This window comes from Catenulispora pinistramenti (assembly GCF_018274385.1).
Classification (GTDB): domain Bacteria; phylum Actinomycetota; class Actinomycetes; order Streptomycetales; family Catenulisporaceae; genus Catenulispora; species Catenulispora pinistramenti.
The window spans coordinates 1-20,869 of sequence record NZ_JAAFYZ010000198.1; the positions used below are offsets into that span (position 1 = coordinate 1).

Consider the following 20,869-nt stretch of genomic DNA (forward strand, 5'->3'; position numbering starts at 1 on the left):
CCATTCTCCAAGTCCTGCACCGGCAAGCGCCCGCCCCGCACCTCAAGTGCATGCGTCAGTCGGCCATATGCGTGCGCGGGTAGCCGGTCGCGTGCTCCGTCGAGGTCGTAGAAGCCGTGGTCGCTGATCTCGCCTTCTTGGAGCCGGATCCGCGCGATCTGCTCGGCGGTGAGTGTGCCGCCGTCGTACAGGTAGTGGATCAGCGGCGGCCGTTCGTTGTCGCGGGGGCGCCAGTCGACCATCAGCAGGGGGCCCGGTCGCACGTCCAGGCCGACTTCCTCCAGGGCCTCGCGGCGGGCGCCGGCTGCGGGGAATTCGCCCTCTTCGACGCCGCCGCCTGGGAAGCTCCAGTTCTTGTCCTGTTTGTAGGACTGGCGGACCAGGAGGACTTTGCCGGTTTCGTCGAAGAAGAGCATCGAGGCGCCGACGATCACCTTCGGGAGTGATGCCGCCCAGGCTGCGCGGTCCAGGCCGGTGCCGAGTTCGGCCAGGCGGGGTGCGCCGGCGTTGATCGAGCGCATGTAGACCCGGCCGATGTGTTCGCTCAGGACGCGCTGTGGGTCCGGGACCACCGTCGCCAGGGCCACGGCCGCGGCGGTGATCACGTCGCAGAGTTCTGCCGCGAGGTCTTCCTCGGTGTGGCTGCGGCCCTTGCGGGGGTTCTGGGCGGTGACGCCGATCAGGGCGGCGGCGGCCTCGCCCGCCTCCTCGGCCACCTTCAGGACGCGCAGCGGGACCGCCAGCGCGGGGTCAGTGTCCGGGTGGGAGTCCAGCCAGTGTTTCTGCTGGCCGATCACTTGCCACATCAACGGTTCGTCCATACCTCACCACGTCCCCAGCGCTCTGGCCGTTCCGGCTCTTCGGGTCGTCGATGGACGAGTGCAGTACCGAGGTGCGTACTGCCGTCGCGCCGATCAACACTGCCAGTATCGCGACCATGGCGGCGGTCTGGACGGAGGCTTGGCGGGCGCGTGGGGCGTAGCGGAAGGCCAGGCCGATGACGATGCCCGTGATCAGGCCGCCCAGGTGCCCCTGCCAGGAGGTGAAGCGGGACGCCAGCACCAGCCACAAGACGGCCGCGATCAGCTGGCGGCGGGCGCCGAGCGGGTCGAAGTGGAGTTTGCGGCTCAGGACGAAGTACATGCCGATCAGGCCGAAGATGGCTCCCGAGGCGCCGATGGACTGGGCGTACGGGGCGGTCAGGTAGTAGCAGAGCACTGACCCGCCGACCGCCGACAGCAGGTACGCGGTCACGAACCGCACCCGCCCGATCTGCGCCTCCAGCACCACGCCGAACATCCACAGCGAGAGCATGTTGAACAGGATGTGCATCGGGCCCAGCGGCGGCTGGTTCGGCAGGATGTGGACGAACGCCGACGTCAGTAGCCGGTACCACTCGCCGTGCGCGACGCCGACCGTCTGGTAGCCCGGCGGCGGCGAGGGCATGGTGAGGTAGATGCCGTTGTCGGGGCCGATCATGGCGTCGGACAGCAGTGACAGCCGGTCCACGACAGAGTGCTTCATCAGTTCCGCCGCGTAGACCGCGAAGTTGAGCGCCACCAGCGCGATGGTGGCCACCGGCCGGCTGCCGTCCGCCGCCCGCGCGCCGAACAGGGTCCGGGCCGGCCGGACGTCCTTGTTCCCGGCCCGTACGCAATCAGGGCACTGAAACCCCACCGAAGCGCTGAGCATGCAGTCGGGGCAGATGTACCGGTCGCAACGCGTGCAGCGCACGCGGCTCTCTCGCCCGCTGTGCCGGTAACACGTGGTGACCGGTGCTGGGGCGTCGGGGACGGTCATCGGCGGGGAGACCTCCGAGCGGGTGCGGCGGATGCAGCGGACGGCGCAACGCGGCGGCACAATCTGACGCCACAATCTATCGTGCGGTGAAGCCTCCGGGCCGGGCACAGAGCGCGGCCCCTGCACCACGGCCGTATGCTGACGGCGATCCCCCTGGTGTGATCTTGTCGTGCAGAGTCGAGGAGAGACCCCAGTGCCGCGTCGTCCCCGCTGGATGGACCGTCTCACCGCCGCCGCGATCCGCGGCGTGTGGGACTGGGCCCGGGTGCGCGGCCGCGTCACCGCCGTCAACCCGGGGCGCTACCGGTTCGCGCATCTGGGGCCGGGCGCGGCGCTGTCGTTCCCGCTCGGCGCGCTCTACAACGAGCAGTACATGGCGATCGGCGAGGGCACGCTCGTCGGCGAGGGCGTGAGCCTGGCGGTGGGCTGGCCGGGGGAGGACTTCGGCGAGGAGATCGTGCTGCGCATCGGCCGCGGCTGCTCGATCGGCCGGGGCAGCCACATCGTGGCGCACCTGCGCGTGGACATCGGCGACGACGTCTTCTTCGGGCCCTACGTCTACGTCACCGATCAGAACCACGGCTACACCGCGCTGGAGACCCCGATCGGCCGCCAGGACACCGAGGACAAGCCGGTGACCATCGGTGACGGCTGTTGGCTGGGCGTCGGCTCGGTGATCCTGCCCGGCACCACGCTGGGCCGGAACGTGGCCGTGGCGGCCGGCGCGGTGGTGCGCGGCTCGTTCCCGGACCACTGCCTGATCGGCGGCGTGCCGGCCCGGATCCTGCGCCGGCATCAAGGCGAAGACGGCTGGCGCAGCAACCTGTAGCGCAAAGGGCCTACGCCGAGCGGGCGACCCCCGTCGACTCCCGCACGATCAACCGCGGTGAGACGTCCACATGCCGGGCCGGCGCCGCCGGATCGCGCACCAGGTCCAGCAATGTCCGTACCGCCAGCTCCCCGACCGACTCCTTCGGCGGCGAGACCGCGGTCAGCGCGGGCCGCGTCAACGCCGAGAACTCGTCGTCATACGCCACGATCGACATCTCCCGGGGCACCGCGAACCGGCTCGCGAACCCGTTCTGCAACAACGCCAACGCGTCCTCGTCCGAGTGGACCAACAGCGCCGTCGCGTCCGACTCCCGCAGCTTCTCCGCCAGCGCGTCTATCTGCTCCGCGCCCCACATCGGCCAGCCGGCCAGATCGGTGCCGATGATCCGCGGCATCTCCGGGAGGGCCAGCGCCGCCGCGGCCTGCTCGAAACCGCTCAGCACGCTCCGCGAAGTCGGCGTCTCGCCCCGGGCGAACACCGCGATGCGGCGGTGCCCGAGTTCGTGCAGATGCCGGACCGCGAGCCCCGCACCGGTTTCGTGGTCTGTGCGGACCCACGACGTCGTCGCGGCCGCCGGGCCGTAGGACCGCCGCTCCACCAGAACCGTCGGCACGCCGAGGGCCCCGGCCCACTCCACCTCGTCGGTCGGAGCCAGCAGGACGGCCTGGGCCCCGGAATCCACCAGGCCCATCGCCAGCGAGAGGTCCTGCCCGGACTGGTAGTCCGAGACGGCGACCAGCAATCGCCCCTCGGGCTCGCGCAGCACGCGCCGCATCCCGTCCACGACCCGGTTGAAGTAGTAGGAGGACTTCGGGATCAGCGCGCCGATCACCGGCAGATCGGTGTCCGCGTCCGGGTCCGGGTTCCGGGCCGGGGCCGCGGGCTCGGCGGACGCGGGCAGCACGGCGCCGCCGTGCACCTTCTCCAGTTGCCCGGCCTTGGCCAGCAGGTCCAGGTCGCGGCGGACCGTCACGTCCGACACCCCCAGGATGCCGACCAGCTCGGCCACCTGCACCGACCCGCGTTCGCGGGCCAGGCGAAGGATCAGGGCGTGCCGTCTAGCGGCGAGCACGGACACCTCCTCGCGGGGGTCTGTCGGGGCGTGAGCAGAAGCTATCAGTCAGAACCGTTCACAGCATGGGGGCCGGAAGGGGATCACGGCAAGACATGGTTACGTTTTTGTTTGTTTCCCATCGGTTTCCATCGAACCTATTGACTTCCGGTTAACTGGTTCTGACACTGGTCACCGTTGTTCGTTTGACGCTCGGCTGCGCACCCCATGCGTGCCATCCGTCCGATCCGCCCCATCCGCCCCACCCCCGAAAGGCGCCGCCGCTTCATGGACCGTCCGATCGCTGTCCTGGCCATGCGCCCCGCTCTGCGTCCGCTGCTGTTCGACGCGGCGGCCGAGGCGCGGCTGGCCGGGCTCGCCGACGTCGATCCGGCCCTGGTGGTGACCGACTTCGCGGCGCCGGAGGCGGCCGGGGCGCTGGCCCGGGCCGAGGTGCTGATCACCGGGTGGGACTGTCCGGTGCTGGACGAGGCCGCGTTGGCGCGGATGCCCGGACTGCGCGCCGTCCTGCACTCCGGCGGCAGCGTCAAGCACCACCTCACCGACGCCGCGTGGGACCGCGGACTGCTGGTCTCCTCGGCGGTCGCCGACAACGCGGTCCCGGTGGCCGAGTACACCCTCGCGATGGTCATCAGCGCGGGCAAGCGGCTGCCGGAGATGGAGCGCGCGTTCCGCGCGGGAAGGGATGGCCGGGACTGGGAGCACTGGTCGCGGGACTTCGGTCCGGTCGGCAACCATCGGCGGGTGATCGGAGTCGTCGGGCTCTCCCGCGTCGGCCGCCGGGTCGTGGAGATGTTGCGGGTCCTGGACGCGACCGTCCTCGTCCACGACCCCTACGTGCCCGATGAGGCCGTCCGCGAGCTCGGCGCCGTACCCGCCGGGCTCGACGAGCTGGTCGCCGCCGCCGACGTGGTCAGCCTGCACGCGCCGAGCAACGCCGAGACCCGGCACCAGATGGACCGGCGCCGGCTGGCCCTGATGAAGGACGGCGCGACCCTGATCAACACCGCGCGCGGGGCCCTGGTGGACACCGCGGCGCTGGCCGACGAGCTGCGCTCGGGCCGGCTGTTCGCGGTGGCCGACGTCACCGACCCCGATCCGCTGCCCGCCGACTCCGAGCTGTTCGACCTGCCGAACCTGATCCTGACCCCGCACGTGGCCGGCTCGATCGGCGGCGAGCTGCGGCGGCTGGGCGATTTCGTGCTGGCCGAACTGCTGCGCCTGAGCACCGGGCAGGATCTGCTCGGCCTGGTGCGGCCCGAGACCCTGCCCTCCATTGCGTGACAGGGATCTGACAGACCACGACCACGCTCCTGCGAGAATGACGCAAGCTGCCGATCAATGAGCGGTTCCGACCGGATCCGACGGCGCGGGCGCACCGCCGACGTTCGACAGACGCCGGACGGACGCCGAGACATCCAGACGAATATCGCACCGCCCCGAGCCACCCATCACCAGAGAGCGAGTCCCGATATGCGAACCAGTAAGAACGTCTACCGCGCCGGCGTCATAGCCGCCGCGGTGGCCGTCTCGGCCGCCAGCCTGTCCGCCTGCGGCAGCTCCAGCAAGCCCGGTTCGTCCGCCGCCGCCAAGGATTCCAACAGCACCTCCTTCACCTACTGGTCGATGTGGCAGCAGAACGAGCCGCAGGCCCAGGTGATCAAGAAGGCGGCCGCCGACTTCACCGCGTCCACCGGTATCAAGGTGAACATCCAGTGGCAGGGCCGGGACGTGATCACCAAGCTCACCCCGACGCTGCGCACCGGTTCCTCGGCCGACCTGGTGGACCAGTCGGTGAACGCGCTGGGCGCGCTGGTCGCCAAGAACGAGACCGCTGATCTGTCCAGCCTGTACAGCACCACGATCCCCGGCGAGTCGCAGACCGTCGGCCAGGTCATCCCGGACAGCTACAAGCCGTTCTTGAACGACCAGAACGGAAAGCCGTTCATCGCCCCCTACGAGGTCTCCTCCGAGGGCCTGTGGTTCGACGCCTCCAAGTTCCCCGACCTGGCGGCCAACCCGCCGAAGACCTGGGCCGACCTGCTGGCCCTGTTCGACAAGGCCCGCGGCATGGGGATGACGCCGCTCGCGGTCCCCGGCGACGACAAGTACTGGGTGCTGCTGGTCCTTCAGCGCGAGCTGGGCACCGACGGCCTGAAGAAGCTGGCCAGTGACAAGACCGGCGCCGCGTGGGACGACCCGAAGGTCCTCAAGGCCGCGCAGCTGGTGCAGGCGCTGCGGGACAAGGGCGACATCCTCAAGGGCTACGAGTCCAGCAAGAGCATCGACGAAGAGGGGGACTGGGCCAAGGGCCAGGCGGCGTTCTACCTGTCCGGCACGTGGGTGCCCTCCGAGGCCGCGCCGAACGCCACCGCGGGCTTCAAGTTCGACAGCATCCAGCTGCCGGCGCTGGACTCGGGCAACACCGACACCGGCATCAACTTCTTCGGCTTCGCGGTCCCCAAGAGCGCCAAGCACGCCGACGCGGCCGAGAAGTTCGTCGCCTTCTTCATGAAGAAGGAGGAGCTGTCCGGCATCTCGACCCAGGCGCTGAACCTGACCCCGCGCACCGACATCACGCCGCCGGCCCAGCTGGCCTCGATGAGCAAGGCGCTGACCGGCACGGTCTACGCCGACCAGGCGCACCTGTCCGTGGACTACGCGGACTGGACCAACAAGATGCTGAACCCTGAGATGATCCGCCTGATCACCGGCCAGGACGACGCGGCGAAGTTCGTCTCCAACGGCAAGCAGGGCACGATCGACTACTGGAAGTCCGCGTCGTGACGAGCGCCACGCTCGGCGTCCGGCGGGGCCGGGCCAAGGGTTCGCCCCTGGCCCGGCGCCGCCGGCGCGTCTTCGGGCCGTTCCTGGCCCCGGCGCTGATCCTGTACACGATCCTGTTCATGCTGCCGACCGCGTACTCGTTCTACGCGAGCTTCACCAGCTGGGACGGGTTCTCGAACCCGCGCTGGAAGGGCACGCTCAACTACGACCACCTGACGCACGACCCGGCGTTCAAGGACGCGTTCTTCAACACGCTGAAGCTGTTGTTCGGCTGCGGCATCTTCCTGTTCGTCCTGAGCTTCGCGTTCATGCTGTTGCTGCGGGAGATGAAGGGCCGCCGGTTCATCCAGGGCTTCATCTTCCTGCCGCACATCGTCTCCGGCGTGGCGCTGGCCGCGTTCTGGGACTTCCTGCTGAACCACGACGGCATGCTGAACAAGGGCCTGCACTCCTTCGGGCTGGGCCCGGTGGACTGGCTCAAGCCGCAGTGGCAGTTCAACGCGATCCTGATCGCCATCGTCTGGATCAACACCGGGTACTACGTCACGATCCTGATGGCCGGCGTGGACCGCATCCCGCCGTACTACTACGAAGAGGCCAAGCTCGCCGGGACCAACTCCTGGCAGCGCTTCCGGCACATCACGCTGCCGATGTCCTGGGACGTGGTCGGGACCGCGGCGGTGCTGTGGACCATCGGCACGGTGAAGATCTTCGAGTTCATCCTCGCCTTCTCCGGCTCGCAGGGGAACCTGCCGACCACCAACCAGTGGACGTCGGCGATGTACGTCTACGGCGAGACCATCGGCGGCACCTCCCCGATCTACGACTTCGGCCGGGCCTGTGCCGGCGCGGTCGTCACGCTGGTGGCGGTCGTGGTGGTCGTCGTGGTGCTGCGTCGGGTCACCAGCCGCGACCGGCTCGAGCTGTGAGGGAGGGCGGGACGACTATGAGCACCGCAACGACCGGGTCCCGCGCTGAGAGCGCGGCGCAGGACCCCGAAAGCCCGGCGGCGGCCCCCGCCGGCCGCCGCCGGGTCCCCTGGGCCCGGCTCCCGGGCGCCGCGCTGATCTGGCTGTTCGTCGCCTTCTGCGCGTTCACGTTCCTGTTCATCCTGCTCAGCTCGCTGAAGTCGAGCTACAACGTGCTGAACCACCCGTTCCGGCTGCCGACCGAGCTGAAGTTCTCCAACTGGAGCAAGGCCTGGCACGACGGCGGCTTCGGGCCGGCGTTCGTGAACTCGGTGGTGGTGGTCGTGGCGGCCGCGGCCGGGACCGTGCTGCTGGCCTCGCCGGCGGCCTACGTCCTGGGCCGGAACCAGAACCGGCTCTCCGGCGGCGTGAGCATGTACTTCGTGCTGGGCCTGGGCATCCCGATGCAGATCATCGTGCTGCCGCTGTACTCGATCATGGCCAAGATGCACCTGATCGACAACCTGGCCGGCCTGATCGTGCTCTACATCGTGGTGAACCTGCCGTTCACGGTGTACCTGCTGATGTCCTTCTTCGCCTCGCTCCCCGGGGAGTTGGAGGAGGCCGCGGCGCTGGACGGCGTGGGCCCGGGGATGACGTTCTGGCGGATCATGCTGCCGCTGGCCAAGGGCGGTCTGATGACGGCGCTGACGCTGGTCGCCATCGCCTGCTGGAACGAGACGTTCCTGGCCCTGATGTTCCTGCAGACCAACGACAACTTCACCCTGCCGCTGGCCCTGGTCAACTTCCTGACCCAGCAGCAGTTCACCGGCGAGGACTTCGGCGTGATGTTCGCCGGGGTGTCCATCGCGGTGCTGCCCATGCTCGCGCTGTACGCGTGGCTCGGGCGCCGGATCACCGAGGGCCTGACCCTCGGAGCGGGGAAGTAGCACCACCGCTCGGGCAGTCCTCTCGGGCAGTCACCACCGCTCGGGCAGTCACCACCTACGGGGAAGCACCACCTCTCGCAGCACTCGCGCACCACCATCGCACTGGAGGTACGTACTGTGAAAGCGCATCTGCGCGCTTCTCTGTCGGCGCTGTCGGCGCTGGGGGCCCTGAGCCTCGGTGCCGTCGGCCTGCTGGCCGTCACGGTCCCGACCGCGCACGCGGCCGGGACCGGCTACTACGTGGACTGCTCGGCCGCCTCCGACGGCGACGGCTCCGCGGGAACCCCGTGGAACGCTCTGTCGGATCCCGACGGGCACGTCTTCACCGCCGGCGACACGCTGTCCTTCAAGGCCGGGACGACGTGCGACGGCACGCTGACCCCGCAGGGCTCCGGGGCCTCGGGCTCGCCGATCGTCATCAACGCCTACGGATCCGGCGCCGCGCCGGTGATCGAGGGCGGCGGCGCTACCGAGGCCACGGTGCACCTGGTCGACCAGAGCTACTGGACCATCAGCGGTCTGAAAGTCCAGAACAGCTCGTTCACCCGGGCCCAGCATGAGGGCATCCTGGTGGAGGTGGCCGGCACCGCGAACCAGGCCGGGATCAGCATCACCGGCAACGAGGTCGCGAACGTGGCCGGCTGGGGCGACAAGACCGGCACGAACGCCTCGTGGTTCTCGTATTCGGGCGGTATCGCCGTGCGGGTCGCGTCTGGTTCCGGTGTCTTCAACGGTGTTTCGGTCACCGACAACAACGTGCACGACACCGGGGGCGGCGGCATCAAGGTCGAGGGCGAGGCCTCGGCGATGAACACCGGGGTCTACATCGGCCACAACACCATCACCGCGGCCGGCGGCGACGGGATCGTGGTGCACGACAGCGACTCGCCGCTGGTGGAGTACAACACGGCGACCGATCTCGGGCTCGGGGCGTACCCGTTCACGGCCGGGAACTTCGCCGGGATGTGGCCGTACCACAGCAACAACCCGACGTTCCAGTACAACACCGTGGGCTCGCAGACCGGGGTGGTGAACGACGCGACCGCGTGGGACTGCGACATGAACAACACCGGAACCTGCCTGTTCCAGTACAACTACTCGTACAACAATGCCGGCGGCTTCTACCTCGACTGTCTGTCCGGCTGCGGCGGGTCGGCGACGACCACGAACGCCGTGCTGCGCTACAACATCTCGCGCGACGACTGCCGGTTCACCAACTCCAGCACCGGCACCGGGACGCACTACATCTACAACAACACGTTCTTCTGCCCGGGCAAGCCGATCACGGACACGCTCGGCGGGAACGTGGTGTGGCAGGACAACATCTTCGTGGCGCCGACGGCTGCCTGGGCCTCGGACTCCTCGGCGACGTTCGACTCCAACACGTACTTCGGCGGAGTCTCAGCACCCTCATCCGGTGACGCCGGCGCGCACACCGCCGACCCGCAGCTGACCAACGACGCCGCCGGCACGCTGGCCATCAAGCTGCGCACCGCCTCGCCGGAGATCGGCAGCGGCGCGGTCGTGGCGAACAACGGCGGCAAGGACTTCTTCGGCAACGCGGTGTCCGCCACCGCCGCGCCGAACCGCGGCGCGTACAACGGATCCGGCGATGACAGCGTCCTGTCATTCGCGGCGGCGCTGAACGACACCGCGGTCACCTCCGACGCCGACCGCTGGGCCGGCAGCCTGAACTCGGCCACCCAGAGCGGCAAGAGCTTCTCCGCGACCGCGCTGGCCAACGCCGGGCTCACCGCGGGGGCCGACGTCACCGCCGCCGGCATCGACTTCGGGCCCTGGCACCCGCAGGCCCTGGACGCCACCGACAACGTACTGGCCACCGGCCAGACCATCGCGGTCACCGGCAGCGGCACGAAGGTCGGCTTCCTGGGCTTCAGCACCACCCACGGCGTGACCGAGAACGGCACGCTGAACTTCACCGACGGCACATCCCAGGCCTTCACGCTGACCCTGTCGGACTGGACCGACACCACCCCGGCGACCGGCGACACCCTGGTCGCGACGGCGACGTACGCGAACCAGCACACGTCGGCCTACAACGGGAGCACGACGACCGCGAGCGGGTCCTACTCGGTGTGGGCGGACACGGTCGCGCTGCCGGCCGGCAAGACGCTGGCCTCGGTGACGCTGCCGAACCTGGTGGCGTCGAGCGCGACCTCGCAGCACTTGTTCGGGATCGCGCTGGGCTGACGACGCAGGCTCGTCTGTGACACAGTATCGGTGGCCTGGGAACACGACTGTTCTCAGGCCACCGATACTGGTCAGCGCGCGGGGGTGGCTGCAGCGGTGGAAGAGCTGAGCGAGAACGATCCGAGCGAGATCGGGCCCTACGAACTGCTGGGCATCCTCGGATCCGGCGGCATGGGCCGGGTCTATCTGGGTCAGGATGCTGACGGCGAACGCGTCGCGGTCAAGGTCGTCCACTCCGATCTGGCGCGCGAGCCGGAGTTCCGGCGCCGCTTCCAACGGGAGATCGAGGCCCTGCGCGCGGTCTCGGGCCCCGGGATCGCCGCGATCCTGGACGCCGACGCCGAGGCGCAGCGGCCGTGGCTGGCCACCGAGTACGTCGACGGGCCGTCGTTGCACCACGTGGTCATCAAGGGGTCCGGGCCGTTGGACGCGGGCGCGGTGCGCGCACTCGGTGCGGCCCTGGCCCGGACGCTGGCCGACATCCACGCCGCGAAGCTGGTCCATCGTGATATCAAGCCGACCAACCTGCTGCTGGCCGACGGCGAGCCGAAGCTGATCGACTTCGGGATCGCCCGGGATCTGGCGGCCAGCACGATCACCAGGACCGGGCTCGCGGTGGGCACCCCGCAGTTCATGGCGCCGGAGCAACTGGAGTCCGGGCGCGCGACCGGCACAGCGGCCGACGTGTTCGCGCTCGCCGGGTTGCTGGTGTTCGCGGCCTCCGGCTTGGGGCCCTTCGGGGAGGGGACGCCGGCGCAGCTGCTCTACGCGATCGTTCACTCAGAGCCCGAACTCGGCGCTGTGCCGGCGGAACTGCGGCCGCTACTGCTGCGGTGTCTGCAGAAGGATCCGGCCAAGCGTCCGACCGCGGAGCGAGTCGCCGAGGAGTTGTCGGGACCGCCGGTCGCCGAGGACCCGGATGCGACGGTGCCGATCGGGGGCGGTGCGGATGGTCCGGACGGTCTGGACGGTTCGGGTGCGGACGGTCCGGGCGGTTCGGGTGCGGACGGCTCGGGCGACGTGGGCCGTTCCCGACGAAGCCGGCGTGCGGCGCTGGTCGGTGTGGCGGCACTCGCGGTGGTGGTCGCCACCGCCGTGATGCTGACGGACGGGAACGCGGCTGGTTCGAACAACGCGGGTCGCTCGGCGAAAAGCGGAGTGTTCCCGACCGGGGATCCGGGTTCTGACTCGCAGACTACTTCCGGCGCTGGTACGTCGCCGACGAACGGCGGCTCCGAGTCGGTCCCGGGCGCACCGCCCGGCACGAAACCGCCAGCCGGTTCTCCCTCCGCCGGCGCGGTATCAGGATCCGGATCCGCTCCTGGCGCCCCGGCGGGGAGCAGCGGTGCCAGTGGCGCCGGGAGCGGCGGAACGACCGGCGGCGCCACGGGTGGCCCGGGTCCGGGCCCGAGCACGTCCAGCCAGGCCGCGGGTACCCATGGAAGCGGCGCGCCCACGAAGGCTCCGACCTCCCAGGCCCCGCCGTCTTCCCACACCCCGCCTCCGTCCTCCCACGCCCCGTCGATGACCCCGCCGCCTGGTAGCAGCGCACCGGGAGCCGTGACCGGAGTATCCGCGGGCCCCGCCTCGCCATACATCACGATGACCGTCAACTGGTCAGCCGACCCGGGTGCGGCCAGCTACGTGGTCAAGTACACCGAGTCCCTGCGTCCGGGCACGCCACCGGTCACCGCGACGGGCACCAGCGTCACGCTCAACGTCATCCCCCAGGAGACCGTGTGCATCCAGGTGCAGGCGGTGAATTCCGACGGCACGTCCGCCTGGTCTCCGGCCAGCCCGTACTGCGTGGTCAACTGGACGAGCTGAGCGGGTACGGCGCCTGCCTGCTCTCCCGCAGCAACGCACGCACGAAGTCCGCCATCACGACGGCGGTGGGTGCGTCGCGGGTCAAGATCGCCGCAGCCGTCGCGGGGATCCCGGTCGGCACCTCGCCTTGGGCGTAGGCACGCAGGCGGGCGCCGCGGTCCTCTGATTTGACCCCGGAGAACTCGGCGACCAGCCATTGCGCGTAGTACATGGCCGCGTAGCGGCGGTCGTAGTCGTGGTGCCGCTCGAAGAACGCGGTCTCGTCCTTCGCCAGCTCGAAGCGGGAGGAGATCGCTAGCCCGTAGTCCGCGACATACAGCCGGCTGCCATCGGTCAGAAGGTTCTGGAAGTGGGCGTCGAAGTGCAGCAGGCCGTGGCTGTTCATGAAGGAGATCCCGGCCGCCAGGTCCCGGTCCACCAAGGCGCAGGCCCGGTCGGCGGCCTCGCCGCCGGCGGCCAACTGCTCGTGGAGCCACTGGAACACGTTCTGCGGGATGTACTCCAGGAACAGCGCGATGCTCGCCGAGGAGTCACGTAGCTCCTCGATGCGACGGCGTACCTCTGCCCCGCCGCCCCAGAAGGCGACAGTGGCCTCGACGTCGGCCAGTTCTTCGGGCAGCGGTGCCGAATCCGGCAGCACCCGCCAGTGGTACATCAACGGGAAGCCGTCGTGGTCACCGGCGAGTACCCAGTCGGTCGTCATCGTCTGGACGGCCAGCTCCCGCCACGCCCCGAAGCCCGGCCCGCCGATGCCGTAGTGGCAGAACGCCGGCAGCTCGAACAAGTTCGCCGTGGACCGGACGTTCTCCGGCTGTCGTTCCAGGTCGGTCAGCGGTACCCGCTTGACGAAGACCGGTGTTCCGGCGACTTCCAGCAGCGCCGACTTCCCGCCGATGCCCGATCCGGCCGGCGTCGCCGCGTCCAGCATCTGCTGTACTTCACGATCACTGAGCAGCGCGAGGGACGTCGAGACGGAGCGGTACGCGGCCAGGCGCGAGGCACGGGACATAGAACCGGATCCTACGGAGTGATTCACGACTGCGCCGACGACTAGCTGACGTAGGCCGCTTCGCGCTCTGTGAAAACCCTCGTCAAACGATATGCCGTTGTCAGCAGGAAAGCCCTCGTCAACCGAGATGCCTCAGGCCGCCGTAGCCGGCGCAGCATGCTCCCCGGCCGGGGCGTTCCCGCGCGTCCGCTGAAGGATCTCCTCGCGCGTCAGATACACGTCCGTGTACTCGAAGTCCCGCAGCGACGCGGCGCGCTCGGCCTGGAAGCCGGTGCGCACGAAGTCGTCGCCGACCAGCGAGTTCAGCATCCAGCCGGCGGCGGTGCGGAAGCGGGCGGCGAAGGTGCGCAGGGCCATGATGTGGTAGCCGCGGGCCACGACCTGGGCGGGCAGGCCGGACAGCGGGATGCCCAGCGGCTTGGAGACCGCCTTGAGGCCGCCGAGGTCCACGACCAGGCCCAGGTCCTTGTGCCGGTAATCCTTCAGCGGGAAGCCGCGGACCGCCGCCATCACGTTCTCGGCCGCCGCCCAGCCCTGGCGCATCGCGTGCTGGGCGGTCGGCGGGCAGATCGCGTCGCCGCCCTTGGCCAGGTCCGGGACCGCGGCGGCGTCGCCGAGGGCGAAGACGCCGGGCAGGTCCGGGACCGTCAGGTCCGGGTTGACCACCAGCCGGCCGCGGTTGGTGGGGGCGCCCATGGTGGCGATCAGCGGGCTCGGGGCGACGCCGGCGGTCCAGATCAGGGTGCGGCAGGGCAGCTTGCGGCCGTCGGTCAGGGTCACGGTGTCCTCGGTGCACTCCGCGACCGAGACGCCGAGCGAGACGTGCAGGCCCCGCTTCTTCAGGATCTTCAGTGCCTTCTCGCCGAGCTTCTCGCCGAGTTCGGGCATCAGCCGCGGCGCGATGTCCACCAGGTGCCACTTGACCAGGCTGCCGTCCAGGTTCGGGTACCGCTTCACCGCCTCGGTGGTCAGCCGTTGCAGGTACGCCGCGGTCTCGGTGCCCGCGTAGCCGCCGCCGACCACCACGAACTGCAGCCGCGACTCGCGCTCGGCGTCGGTCTGGGCGACCGCGGCCAGGTCCAGCTGGGCGATCACGTGGTCCCGGATCCACGCCGCCTCGGCCAGCGTCTTCACGCCCACCGCGTACTTGTCCACGCCCGGGATGTCGAACTGCCGGGTCACGCTGCCCGGGGTGAGCACCAGGTAGTCGTAGCGCTCGATGATCTCCTCGCCGTCGATCTTGCGCACCACCACCGACTTGGTCTCGGTGTCGATGCCGATCGCACCGCCGGGGATCAGCACGGTGGTCTTGAGCATCCGGCGCAGCGAGACCGCGACCGCCTGCGGGGTCAGCACGCCGGAGGCGACGTGCGGCAGCAGCGGCAGGTACAGCTGGTGGTTGACCGCGGAGACCAGACGGATCTCGGCGTCGTCCAGGGAGAGCTTCTTCTCCAGCTTGTGCGCGCACTCGGTGCCCGCGAAGCCGCTGCCGACGACGAGTATCTTGGGGCGGCTCATAGCGGTCTCTCATCTCCCGTGGGCGGTGGGCGGTGCCGAGGCGGACCCTGCGTCCAGCCTGGATCGTGCGGCGGACCGGCGCATCTCGACCAGGACGATTTGTGCCGGATGGGTGAGATGATCACTTTACCGGCGGCGATCTTGCTTCCGGCGGGCGGGGGTCCGTCGGCGGGGTTGTCCGTGCTCTCCGTACTTTCCGCGCTCTTCACTTCCGTGCTCTTCGCCAAGAACTGTACTGAGGCGGGTGCGCCGCGCCAGCGCTGGTCCGCCATCTGGTCCCGGTCGCCAGTTCGAACCGGAGGTCGGTGCGATCATGACCAGGCAACGACGCCCACCGGGAAGGCACCGCCCGCCATGACCACACCGCCGCACCCCGCCCTCGTGACCGACGCCGAGATCCGCCGCCTCGTCGCCCGCTACCTGGAGCGCTATCCGGACCAGGCCGAGCGGCTGCGTCCGTTCACCGAGGCGCTGGCGACCACCGAACACCTGACCGCGCGCGGCACCCTCCCCGGCCACGTCACCACCGGAGCCTTCGTCGTGGCCGCGGACGGCCGGCTGCTCCAGATCGCCCACAAGTCCCTGCGCCGCTGGCTCAACCCCGGCGGCCACACCGAGCCCGGGGACGCCTCGCTGGCCGACGCCGCACGCCGCGAGCTGCGCGAGGAGACCGGCCTCGGCGCGGAGCACGTCACCCTCCTCGGCGACCCGGTCCTGCCGCTGGCCATCGACGCGCACCGGATCCCGGCCAATCCGGCCAAGGGCGAACCAGAGCACTGGCATTTCGATTTCCGCTACGCGTTCCGGCTCAACGGGGAGCCCGGCACGACGGCGGTCGAGCTCCAGCTCGAGGAAGTCGACGACCACCGGTGGATCCCCTTCGAGGAAGCCGGTCTCGGCGAGGACGCGGCGCGCTTGGCGCAGGTTCTCTAGAGCGCCGGCTCAAAGGCGCGGCGCCGTCTCCAGTCTCCTCTCACAAAGCCCCTCACAAAGCCCCTCACAAAGCCCCTGTCACAAACCACGCGGCCGAACGGTCATACCAACGATCGCACCTGACAGGGAAAGAGAGCCGTCGTGGACAGCACTGAGAGCACCGAATGGCTCGCCGGGCGCTTCGAAGAGAACCGGCGCCATCTGCGCGCGGTCGCCTTCCGGATGCTGGGCTCGCTGTCCGAGGCCGACGACGCGGTCCAGGAGTCCTGGCTGCGTCTGAGCCGGCAGCCGGACGACCGCGTGGAGGCCATCGCCAACCTCACCGCGTGGCTCACCACGGTGGTCGCGCGCGTCGCCCTGGAGATGCTGAGAACCCGCAGGCGGGAGGAGTCGCTGGAGTCGGCCCGCGTTCCCGAGCCGATCATCTCGCCCGAGACCGGGCTGGACCCCGAGCACGAGGCACTGCTGGCCGACTCCGTCGGCCTGGCCCTGCTGGTCGTCCTGGAGACGCTGAAACCGGCCGAGCGCCTGGCGTTCGTGCTGCACGACATGTTCGCCGTCCCCTTCGAACAGATCGCGGACATCGTCGACAAGAGCCCGGCGGCCGCGCGCCAGCTGGCCAGCCGGGCCCGGCGCCGGGTGCAGGGCGCCGACGCCGTCCCGGACCCGGATCTGAACCGGCAGAAGGAGGTCGTCCGGGCCTTCTCCGCGGCCTCCCGCGGCGGCGACTTCGCCGCACTGGTCGCGGTGCTGGACCCGGACGTCGTGCTTCGCGCCGACTACGGCACCCTGCCGGCCGGTCTCAGGCTGCTGCGCGGTGCCGAGGCGGTGGCGAAGCAGGCGCTGATGTTCGGGCGGTTCTCGGTGAACGCGCACCCGGCGCTCGTCAACGGAGCGCCGGGGCGGGTCACGATCGTGGACGGCAAGCCGGTGGCGGTCATGGGCTTCACCGTGGTGGAGGGCCGGATCAAGGAGATCGACATCCTGGCCGACCCGGAGCGGCTGGCCGTGATCGACGTGACTGTCTTCGAGGCCTGACACGTTCTGGCTCGACCGATCCGGGTCAGGGCCACACCAGGTTGTAGGTGAACGCGACGACCAGGAACGACAGGGAGCCCAGGGCGGTGAGCGTGTACGCGATCCGCCCGACCGGCCGCCACCAGCCCAGCCGCCAGGCCGCGGCGCTGCCGGCGAGCATCCCGACCGTGCAGACCGTGAGCAGCGCGTTCAGCACCAGCAGGAGGGTCAGCGTTGAGGAGCCGAGGATGATCGTCTCCAGGAACGCGTTCATGTCGCTGGTCATGCTGAGGAATTCGAAGGTGAACACGGTGGCCAGAGCGCCGGCGACCCAGGCGAGGATCCGGGCGATCCGGGCCCATCGGGAGTGCGTCGGCCGCTGCCGCAGGCGCCGCACCAGGGCCAGGACCGGAAACCCGAGGAACGCGGCCGCGAGGATCCCGGCGCCGCCGTAGAACATCGGCAGGTGCAGCGTGGGGGAGTTGTACCAGTCCAGCTTGTAGTAGGCGTCGGTCGGATCGATGGTGGTCGCCAGGTGTCCGTGGCCGTCGAAGACCAGCCGGTCCTGGCCGCCCTGCTCGGCGAACTCGCCGTTCCCCAGCGGGATCCAGCGCTGGTCGCCGACCTTCGGGTTCTGCGACAGTCCGTCGGTGGTGATGGTGCCGTCGGGGTTCGCCGCGACGGTCACCGGGGAGACCAGCCCGGAGACCCGGGTGACGTCGCCCCGGCTGACCTCGTCGCTGCGGTAGGTGCCGGCGTAGCTGTTCGCCTTCGGGCCCTTGACGGTCACCGGGGCCGGCGCGTTGTCCGGAAAGTACTTGCCGACGATCTGGTTGATCAGGGCCTTGCCATCCCACTGCGCGATCCGGTCGGTGCCGTCGCCGTTGTAGACCACGTATATACCGATGTCCTTGTCCGGCAGCAGCTCCATGTCGCTGTGGTAGCCGGGCACGTCGCCGTCCTTGAACAGGATCCGCTGCCCGTCGCGCGGCCGTTCCTCGAACAGGTACGCCATGCCGGGCAGCCGCGGGTCCATCGTGAAGTGCTGCCGCTGCATCAGATCCGCGACGCCGGGGCCCAGCGCCGGGTCCTTGGCGAGCTGCGCCATCATGAACTTGCCGACGTCGGTCGCGGTGGCCGCGGTGCCGGCTCCGGTCGGGGACCAGCCGCCGTACTGGCCGCCCTCGGCGACCTGCTCGCCGCCCTCGGGGCGGTAGCCCTTCGCCAGGTTCGCCTCGATCGCGGCCGGGTGGGGCTGCTCGAAGGTCGAGTCGTCCATTTGCAGCGGTCCGAACACGTGGTCCTTCATGTATTGCGCGAACGGCTCACCGGAGACGGTCTCGACCAGGTAGCCGGCCAGCGCGACGCCGTAGTTGTCGTACGCCGCCAGCGTGCCGGGCGGGCGCACCCGCGACGGCTCGTTGTCCGCGAGGTACTTGCCCAGCGCCGGGACATCCGTCGCGTCGGGCACGGCCACCCCGAGCGGTTCGTCGTCGAAGCCGCCGGTGTGGGTGAGCAGGTTCTGCACGGTCACCGGGTGCCCGGGGAACGAGTCCGCGATCTTGAACGTCTTCAGATAGGTGTTCACGTCCGCGTTCGGGTCGAGCTTGCCCTCCCGGATCAGCTGCGCGACCGCGGTGGCCGTGAAGACCTTCGCCACCGAGCCGGTGAAGAACTCGGTGCGCACCGGATCCACCGGCGTGCCGGCTGTGACGTCGGACACCCCGTAGCCCTGCGCGAAGACGGTCTGTCCGCCGGCGACCACGACCACGGCCGCGCCCGGGATCTTGTCCTTCGCCAGTTGCGCGGTGACGGTCTGGTCGATGAGGGCACCGACGCCTGACAGGTTCGGGGTGGCGGAGCTGGGAGCCGCGGCGTGTGGGACGGAGCTGGGAGCCGCGGCGTGTGCGACCGATCCGGACAGCGCCGAGGCGGCGAGGGCGATGCCGGAGACGAGAGAAGTCCACATGCCCTTCAGCGTCGCCGCCGACCCCCGCGCCGGTCACTGGCTGTAGTACCCATGCTGGAGGTGTACTTAGATACACCCCACACTGGGTGGGTAAGCCCCTCGCCCGGCAGACGCCCCAGACCCGAAACTTGAGGACATGACGAACACCAACAAGCGAGGCAGCGCCGTCCTGGAGGGCGGGTTCTGGTTCTTCGTGATGCTGGTCCCGATGTTGCTGGGCTACATCATGCTGACGCTGGTGGTCGGCCTGGCCGGCATCGGGGGCGGCCTGCTGATGATCCCGCCGGCCGCGTACTACCTGCGCTGGTTGGCCGATCTGCGCCGGAAGAAGGTGCGCCAGTGGCGCGGGATCGAGATCCCGCGGCCGTACCGGGCCGAGCCGGAGTTCGGTCCCGGGTTCGCCGGCTACTGGCAGAGGATCCGGTTCCACGGCACCGACCCGGCGTTCTGGCGGGACGGCGCGTGGGTGGCGACCGACCCGGTGGTCGGGGCGGGCCTGGCCGTGGTCCCGATCGGCCTGGTGCTCGAGGGCCTGTACGGCATCGTGATCAGCGCGATGTGGAGCGTCTTCGTGGACCACGGCTTCAACGACTGGTTCGGCTTCGTCCACGTCCACCACGGCAACGACGGCATGCGCTGGGCCCCGGCGGCGCTCGGCGTCCTGGAGATCGCCCTGGGCTTCGCCGTCGCCCCGAAGATGCTGGAGTGGCACGCCCGCTGGTCCCGGGTCCTGCTGGCCCCGACGCCGGCCCAGGTCGAGGCGCGCATGAAGCACCTGACCCAGACCCGCGCCGACGCCGTCGACACCCAGGCCGCCGAACTGCGCCGGATCGAGCGCGACCTGCACGACGGCGCGCAGGCCCGCCTGGTCGCCATGGGGATGCACCTCAACGCGGCCTCGCAGCTGATGCAGCAGGACCCGGAGGCGGCGCAGAAGCTCCTGATGGAGGCCCGCGACTCCTCGGCCAAGGCCCTGTCCGAACTGCGCGACCTGGTGCGCGGCATCCACCCGCCGGTACTGGCCGACCGCGGCCTGGTGGACGCGGTGCGCGCCACGGCCCTGGACTCGCCGCTGGAGATCGACGTGCACGCCGAGGTGCCGGGGCGGCTGGACCTGCCGCTGGAGTCCGCGGCCTACTTCGCGGTCAGCGAGGTGCTGACCAACGTCGCCAAGCACGCCCACGCCTCGCAGGCCTGGATCGACATGCGGGTCGTCGGCGGCCTGCTGAAGATCACGGTGAGCGACAACGGGATCGGCGGCGCCGACGCGGACAAGGGCAGCGGACTGCACGGGATCGAGCGCCGGCTTGCTACCTTCGACGGGATCCTCGCCCTGAGCAGCCCTCCGGGCGGACCGACCGTCGTGACCATGGAGCTGCCGTGCGTGTCGTCCTCGCCGAAGACCTCTTCCTCCTCCGGGACGGCATGATCCGGCTGCTGGAGGCGTACGGATTCGAGATCGCGGCGGCCGTCGCAGACGGCCCCGCACTCGTCTCGGCGTTGGTGGGGGAGCGGCCGGACGTGGCCGTGGTGGACGTACGGATGCCCCCGACGTTCACCGACGAAGGACTCCGGGCGGTCCTGGAAGCCCGGCGAGTGGTACCGGGCCTGCCGGTGCTGGTCCTGTCGCAGTACGTCGAACAGCTCTACGCCGGCGAACTCCTGGCCGACGGCGCCGGCGCGATCGGCTACCTGCTCAAGGACCGCGTCTTCGACTCGGACAGCTTCGTGGACGCGGTGAAGCGCGTCGCGGCCGGCGGCACCGTGATGGACCCCGAGGTGATCTCGAAGCTCCTGGCCCGCGGCGCCCGCAAAGAGCCACTGGGAGCGCTGACCGACCGGGAGCGCGAGGTGCTGTCGCTGATGGCCGAGGGCCGATCGAACGCGGCGATCGCCGAGCGGCTGGTGATTACCGAGCGGGCGATCGCCAAGCACACGTCCAACATCTTCATGAAGCTGGGGCTGCCGGAGTCGGGGGACGACAACCGGCGGGTGTTGGCGGTGCTGGCTTATTTGAAGGCTTGAGGTGGGTGGGG

Annotated in this window: 17 protein-coding genes; 11 read left to right on the forward strand and 6 right to left on the reverse strand. The window is 69.9% G+C overall.

All coding sequences use genetic code 11. The annotated features are described in order from the left end of the window. Positions 1–806: NUDIX domain-containing protein (locus KGQ19_RS37615; protein ID WP_212018319.1), on the reverse strand; the 806-nt coding region annotated here is incomplete at its 3' end. Beyond that, positions 751–1,734 carry a rhomboid family intramembrane serine protease gene (locus KGQ19_RS37620; RefSeq protein ID WP_307856626.1) on the reverse strand — a complete coding sequence of 328 codons (984 nt, stop codon included), beginning with the start codon at positions 1,732–1,734 and terminating at the stop codon, positions 751–753. The genes KGQ19_RS37620 and KGQ19_RS37615, both read right to left, overlap by 56 nt. A 259-nt stretch (positions 1,735–1,993) precedes the next feature. Here KGQ19_RS37620 and KGQ19_RS37625 point away from each other — a divergent pair, with 259 nt between their 5' ends. Continuing rightward, positions 1,994–2,629 (forward strand): acyltransferase, encoded by a 636-nt coding sequence (locus tag KGQ19_RS37625; RefSeq protein ID WP_307856627.1) that lies wholly within the window; start codon positions 1,994–1,996, stop codon positions 2,627–2,629. A 10-nt stretch (positions 2,630–2,639) separates the two neighbouring features. On the opposite strand, the gene KGQ19_RS37630 is transcribed toward KGQ19_RS37625, so the two are convergent. Next, positions 2,640–3,704, reverse strand: a complete 1,065-nt coding sequence (locus tag KGQ19_RS37630; RefSeq protein ID WP_212018323.1) for a substrate-binding domain-containing protein — start codon at positions 3,702–3,704, stop codon at positions 2,640–2,642. Between the two features lie 267 nt (positions 3,705–3,971). Here KGQ19_RS37630 and KGQ19_RS37635 point away from each other — a divergent pair, with 267 nt between their 5' ends. The 6 genes from KGQ19_RS37635 to KGQ19_RS37660 all read left to right on the forward strand — a co-directional run bounded on the left by KGQ19_RS37635 (position 3,972) and on the right by KGQ19_RS37660 (position 12,387). Next, positions 3,972–4,988 (forward strand): hydroxyacid dehydrogenase, encoded by a 1,017-nt coding sequence (locus KGQ19_RS37635; RefSeq protein ID WP_212018325.1) that lies wholly within the window; start codon positions 3,972–3,974, stop codon positions 4,986–4,988. Between the two features lie 189 nt (positions 4,989–5,177). After that, positions 5,178–6,491, forward strand: coding sequence for an ABC transporter substrate-binding protein (locus KGQ19_RS37640; protein WP_212018327.1), 1,314 nt, complete (start codon positions 5,178–5,180; stop codon positions 6,489–6,491). Further along, positions 6,488–7,420: a carbohydrate ABC transporter permease gene (locus tag KGQ19_RS52260; protein WP_212018329.1), complete on the forward strand. Its 933-nt coding sequence runs from the start codon at positions 6,488–6,490 to the stop codon at positions 7,418–7,420. Before KGQ19_RS37640 ends, KGQ19_RS52260 begins: the two co-directional genes overlap by 4 nt. Before the next feature lie 17 nt (positions 7,421–7,437). Further along, a complete protein-coding gene (locus KGQ19_RS37650; RefSeq protein WP_212018331.1) occupies positions 7,438–8,349 on the forward strand; it encodes a carbohydrate ABC transporter permease in 912 nt (303 codons plus the stop codon). A gap of 117 nt (positions 8,350–8,466) precedes the next feature. Next, positions 8,467–10,560: a right-handed parallel beta-helix repeat-containing protein gene (locus KGQ19_RS37655; RefSeq protein WP_212018333.1), complete on the forward strand. Its 2,094-nt coding sequence runs from the start codon at positions 8,467–8,469 to the stop codon at positions 10,558–10,560. A gap of 96 nt (positions 10,561–10,656) precedes the next feature. Continuing rightward, positions 10,657–12,387, forward strand: coding sequence for a protein kinase domain-containing protein (locus KGQ19_RS37660; protein WP_212018335.1), 1,731 nt, complete (start codon positions 10,657–10,659; stop codon positions 12,385–12,387). Here the strand turns inward: KGQ19_RS37660 and KGQ19_RS37665 are convergent. Both KGQ19_RS37665 and KGQ19_RS37670 read right to left on the reverse strand, forming a co-directional pair. Next, positions 12,371–13,396 (reverse strand): protein kinase family protein, encoded by a 1,026-nt coding sequence (locus tag KGQ19_RS37665; RefSeq protein WP_212018337.1) that lies wholly within the window; start codon positions 13,394–13,396, stop codon positions 12,371–12,373. The two genes, KGQ19_RS37660 and KGQ19_RS37665, sit on opposite strands and share 17 nt — an antisense overlap. 132 nt (positions 13,397–13,528) lie before the next feature. Beyond that, entirely contained in the window at positions 13,529–14,914 is a 1,386-nt protein-coding gene (locus tag KGQ19_RS37670) for an NAD(P)/FAD-dependent oxidoreductase (RefSeq protein ID WP_212018339.1), read from the reverse strand. 354 nt (positions 14,915–15,268) lie between these two features. On the opposite strand from KGQ19_RS37670, the gene KGQ19_RS37675 reads away from it, so the two are divergent. After that, entirely contained in the window at positions 15,269–15,847 is a 579-nt protein-coding gene (locus KGQ19_RS37675; RefSeq protein ID WP_212018341.1) for an NUDIX hydrolase, read from the forward strand. 141 nt (positions 15,848–15,988) lie between these two features. Continuing rightward, positions 15,989–16,885 carry a sigma-70 family RNA polymerase sigma factor gene (locus KGQ19_RS37680; RefSeq protein WP_212018343.1) on the forward strand — a complete coding sequence of 299 codons (897 nt, stop codon included), beginning with the start codon at positions 15,989–15,991 and terminating at the stop codon, positions 16,883–16,885. 25 nt (positions 16,886–16,910) lie between these two features. Here the strand turns inward: KGQ19_RS37680 and KGQ19_RS37685 are convergent, their stop codons facing one another. After that, complete coding sequence (locus KGQ19_RS37685; RefSeq protein WP_212018346.1) at positions 16,911–18,833, reverse strand: serine hydrolase domain-containing protein; 1,923 nt, start codon at positions 18,831–18,833, stop codon at positions 16,911–16,913. Positions 18,834–18,969: 136 nt separating this feature from the next. Between KGQ19_RS37685 and KGQ19_RS37690 the strand changes: the two genes are divergently transcribed. Further along, positions 18,970–20,262 (forward strand): sensor histidine kinase, encoded by a 1,293-nt coding sequence (locus KGQ19_RS37690; protein WP_212018348.1) that lies wholly within the window; start codon positions 18,970–18,972, stop codon positions 20,260–20,262. Then, a complete protein-coding gene (locus KGQ19_RS37695; RefSeq protein ID WP_212018350.1) occupies positions 20,214–20,858 on the forward strand; it encodes a LuxR C-terminal-related transcriptional regulator in 645 nt (214 codons plus the stop codon). The genes KGQ19_RS37690 and KGQ19_RS37695 overlap by 49 nt, the downstream gene beginning before the upstream one ends. The last annotated feature ends 11 nt before the right edge of the window (positions 20,859–20,869 follow it).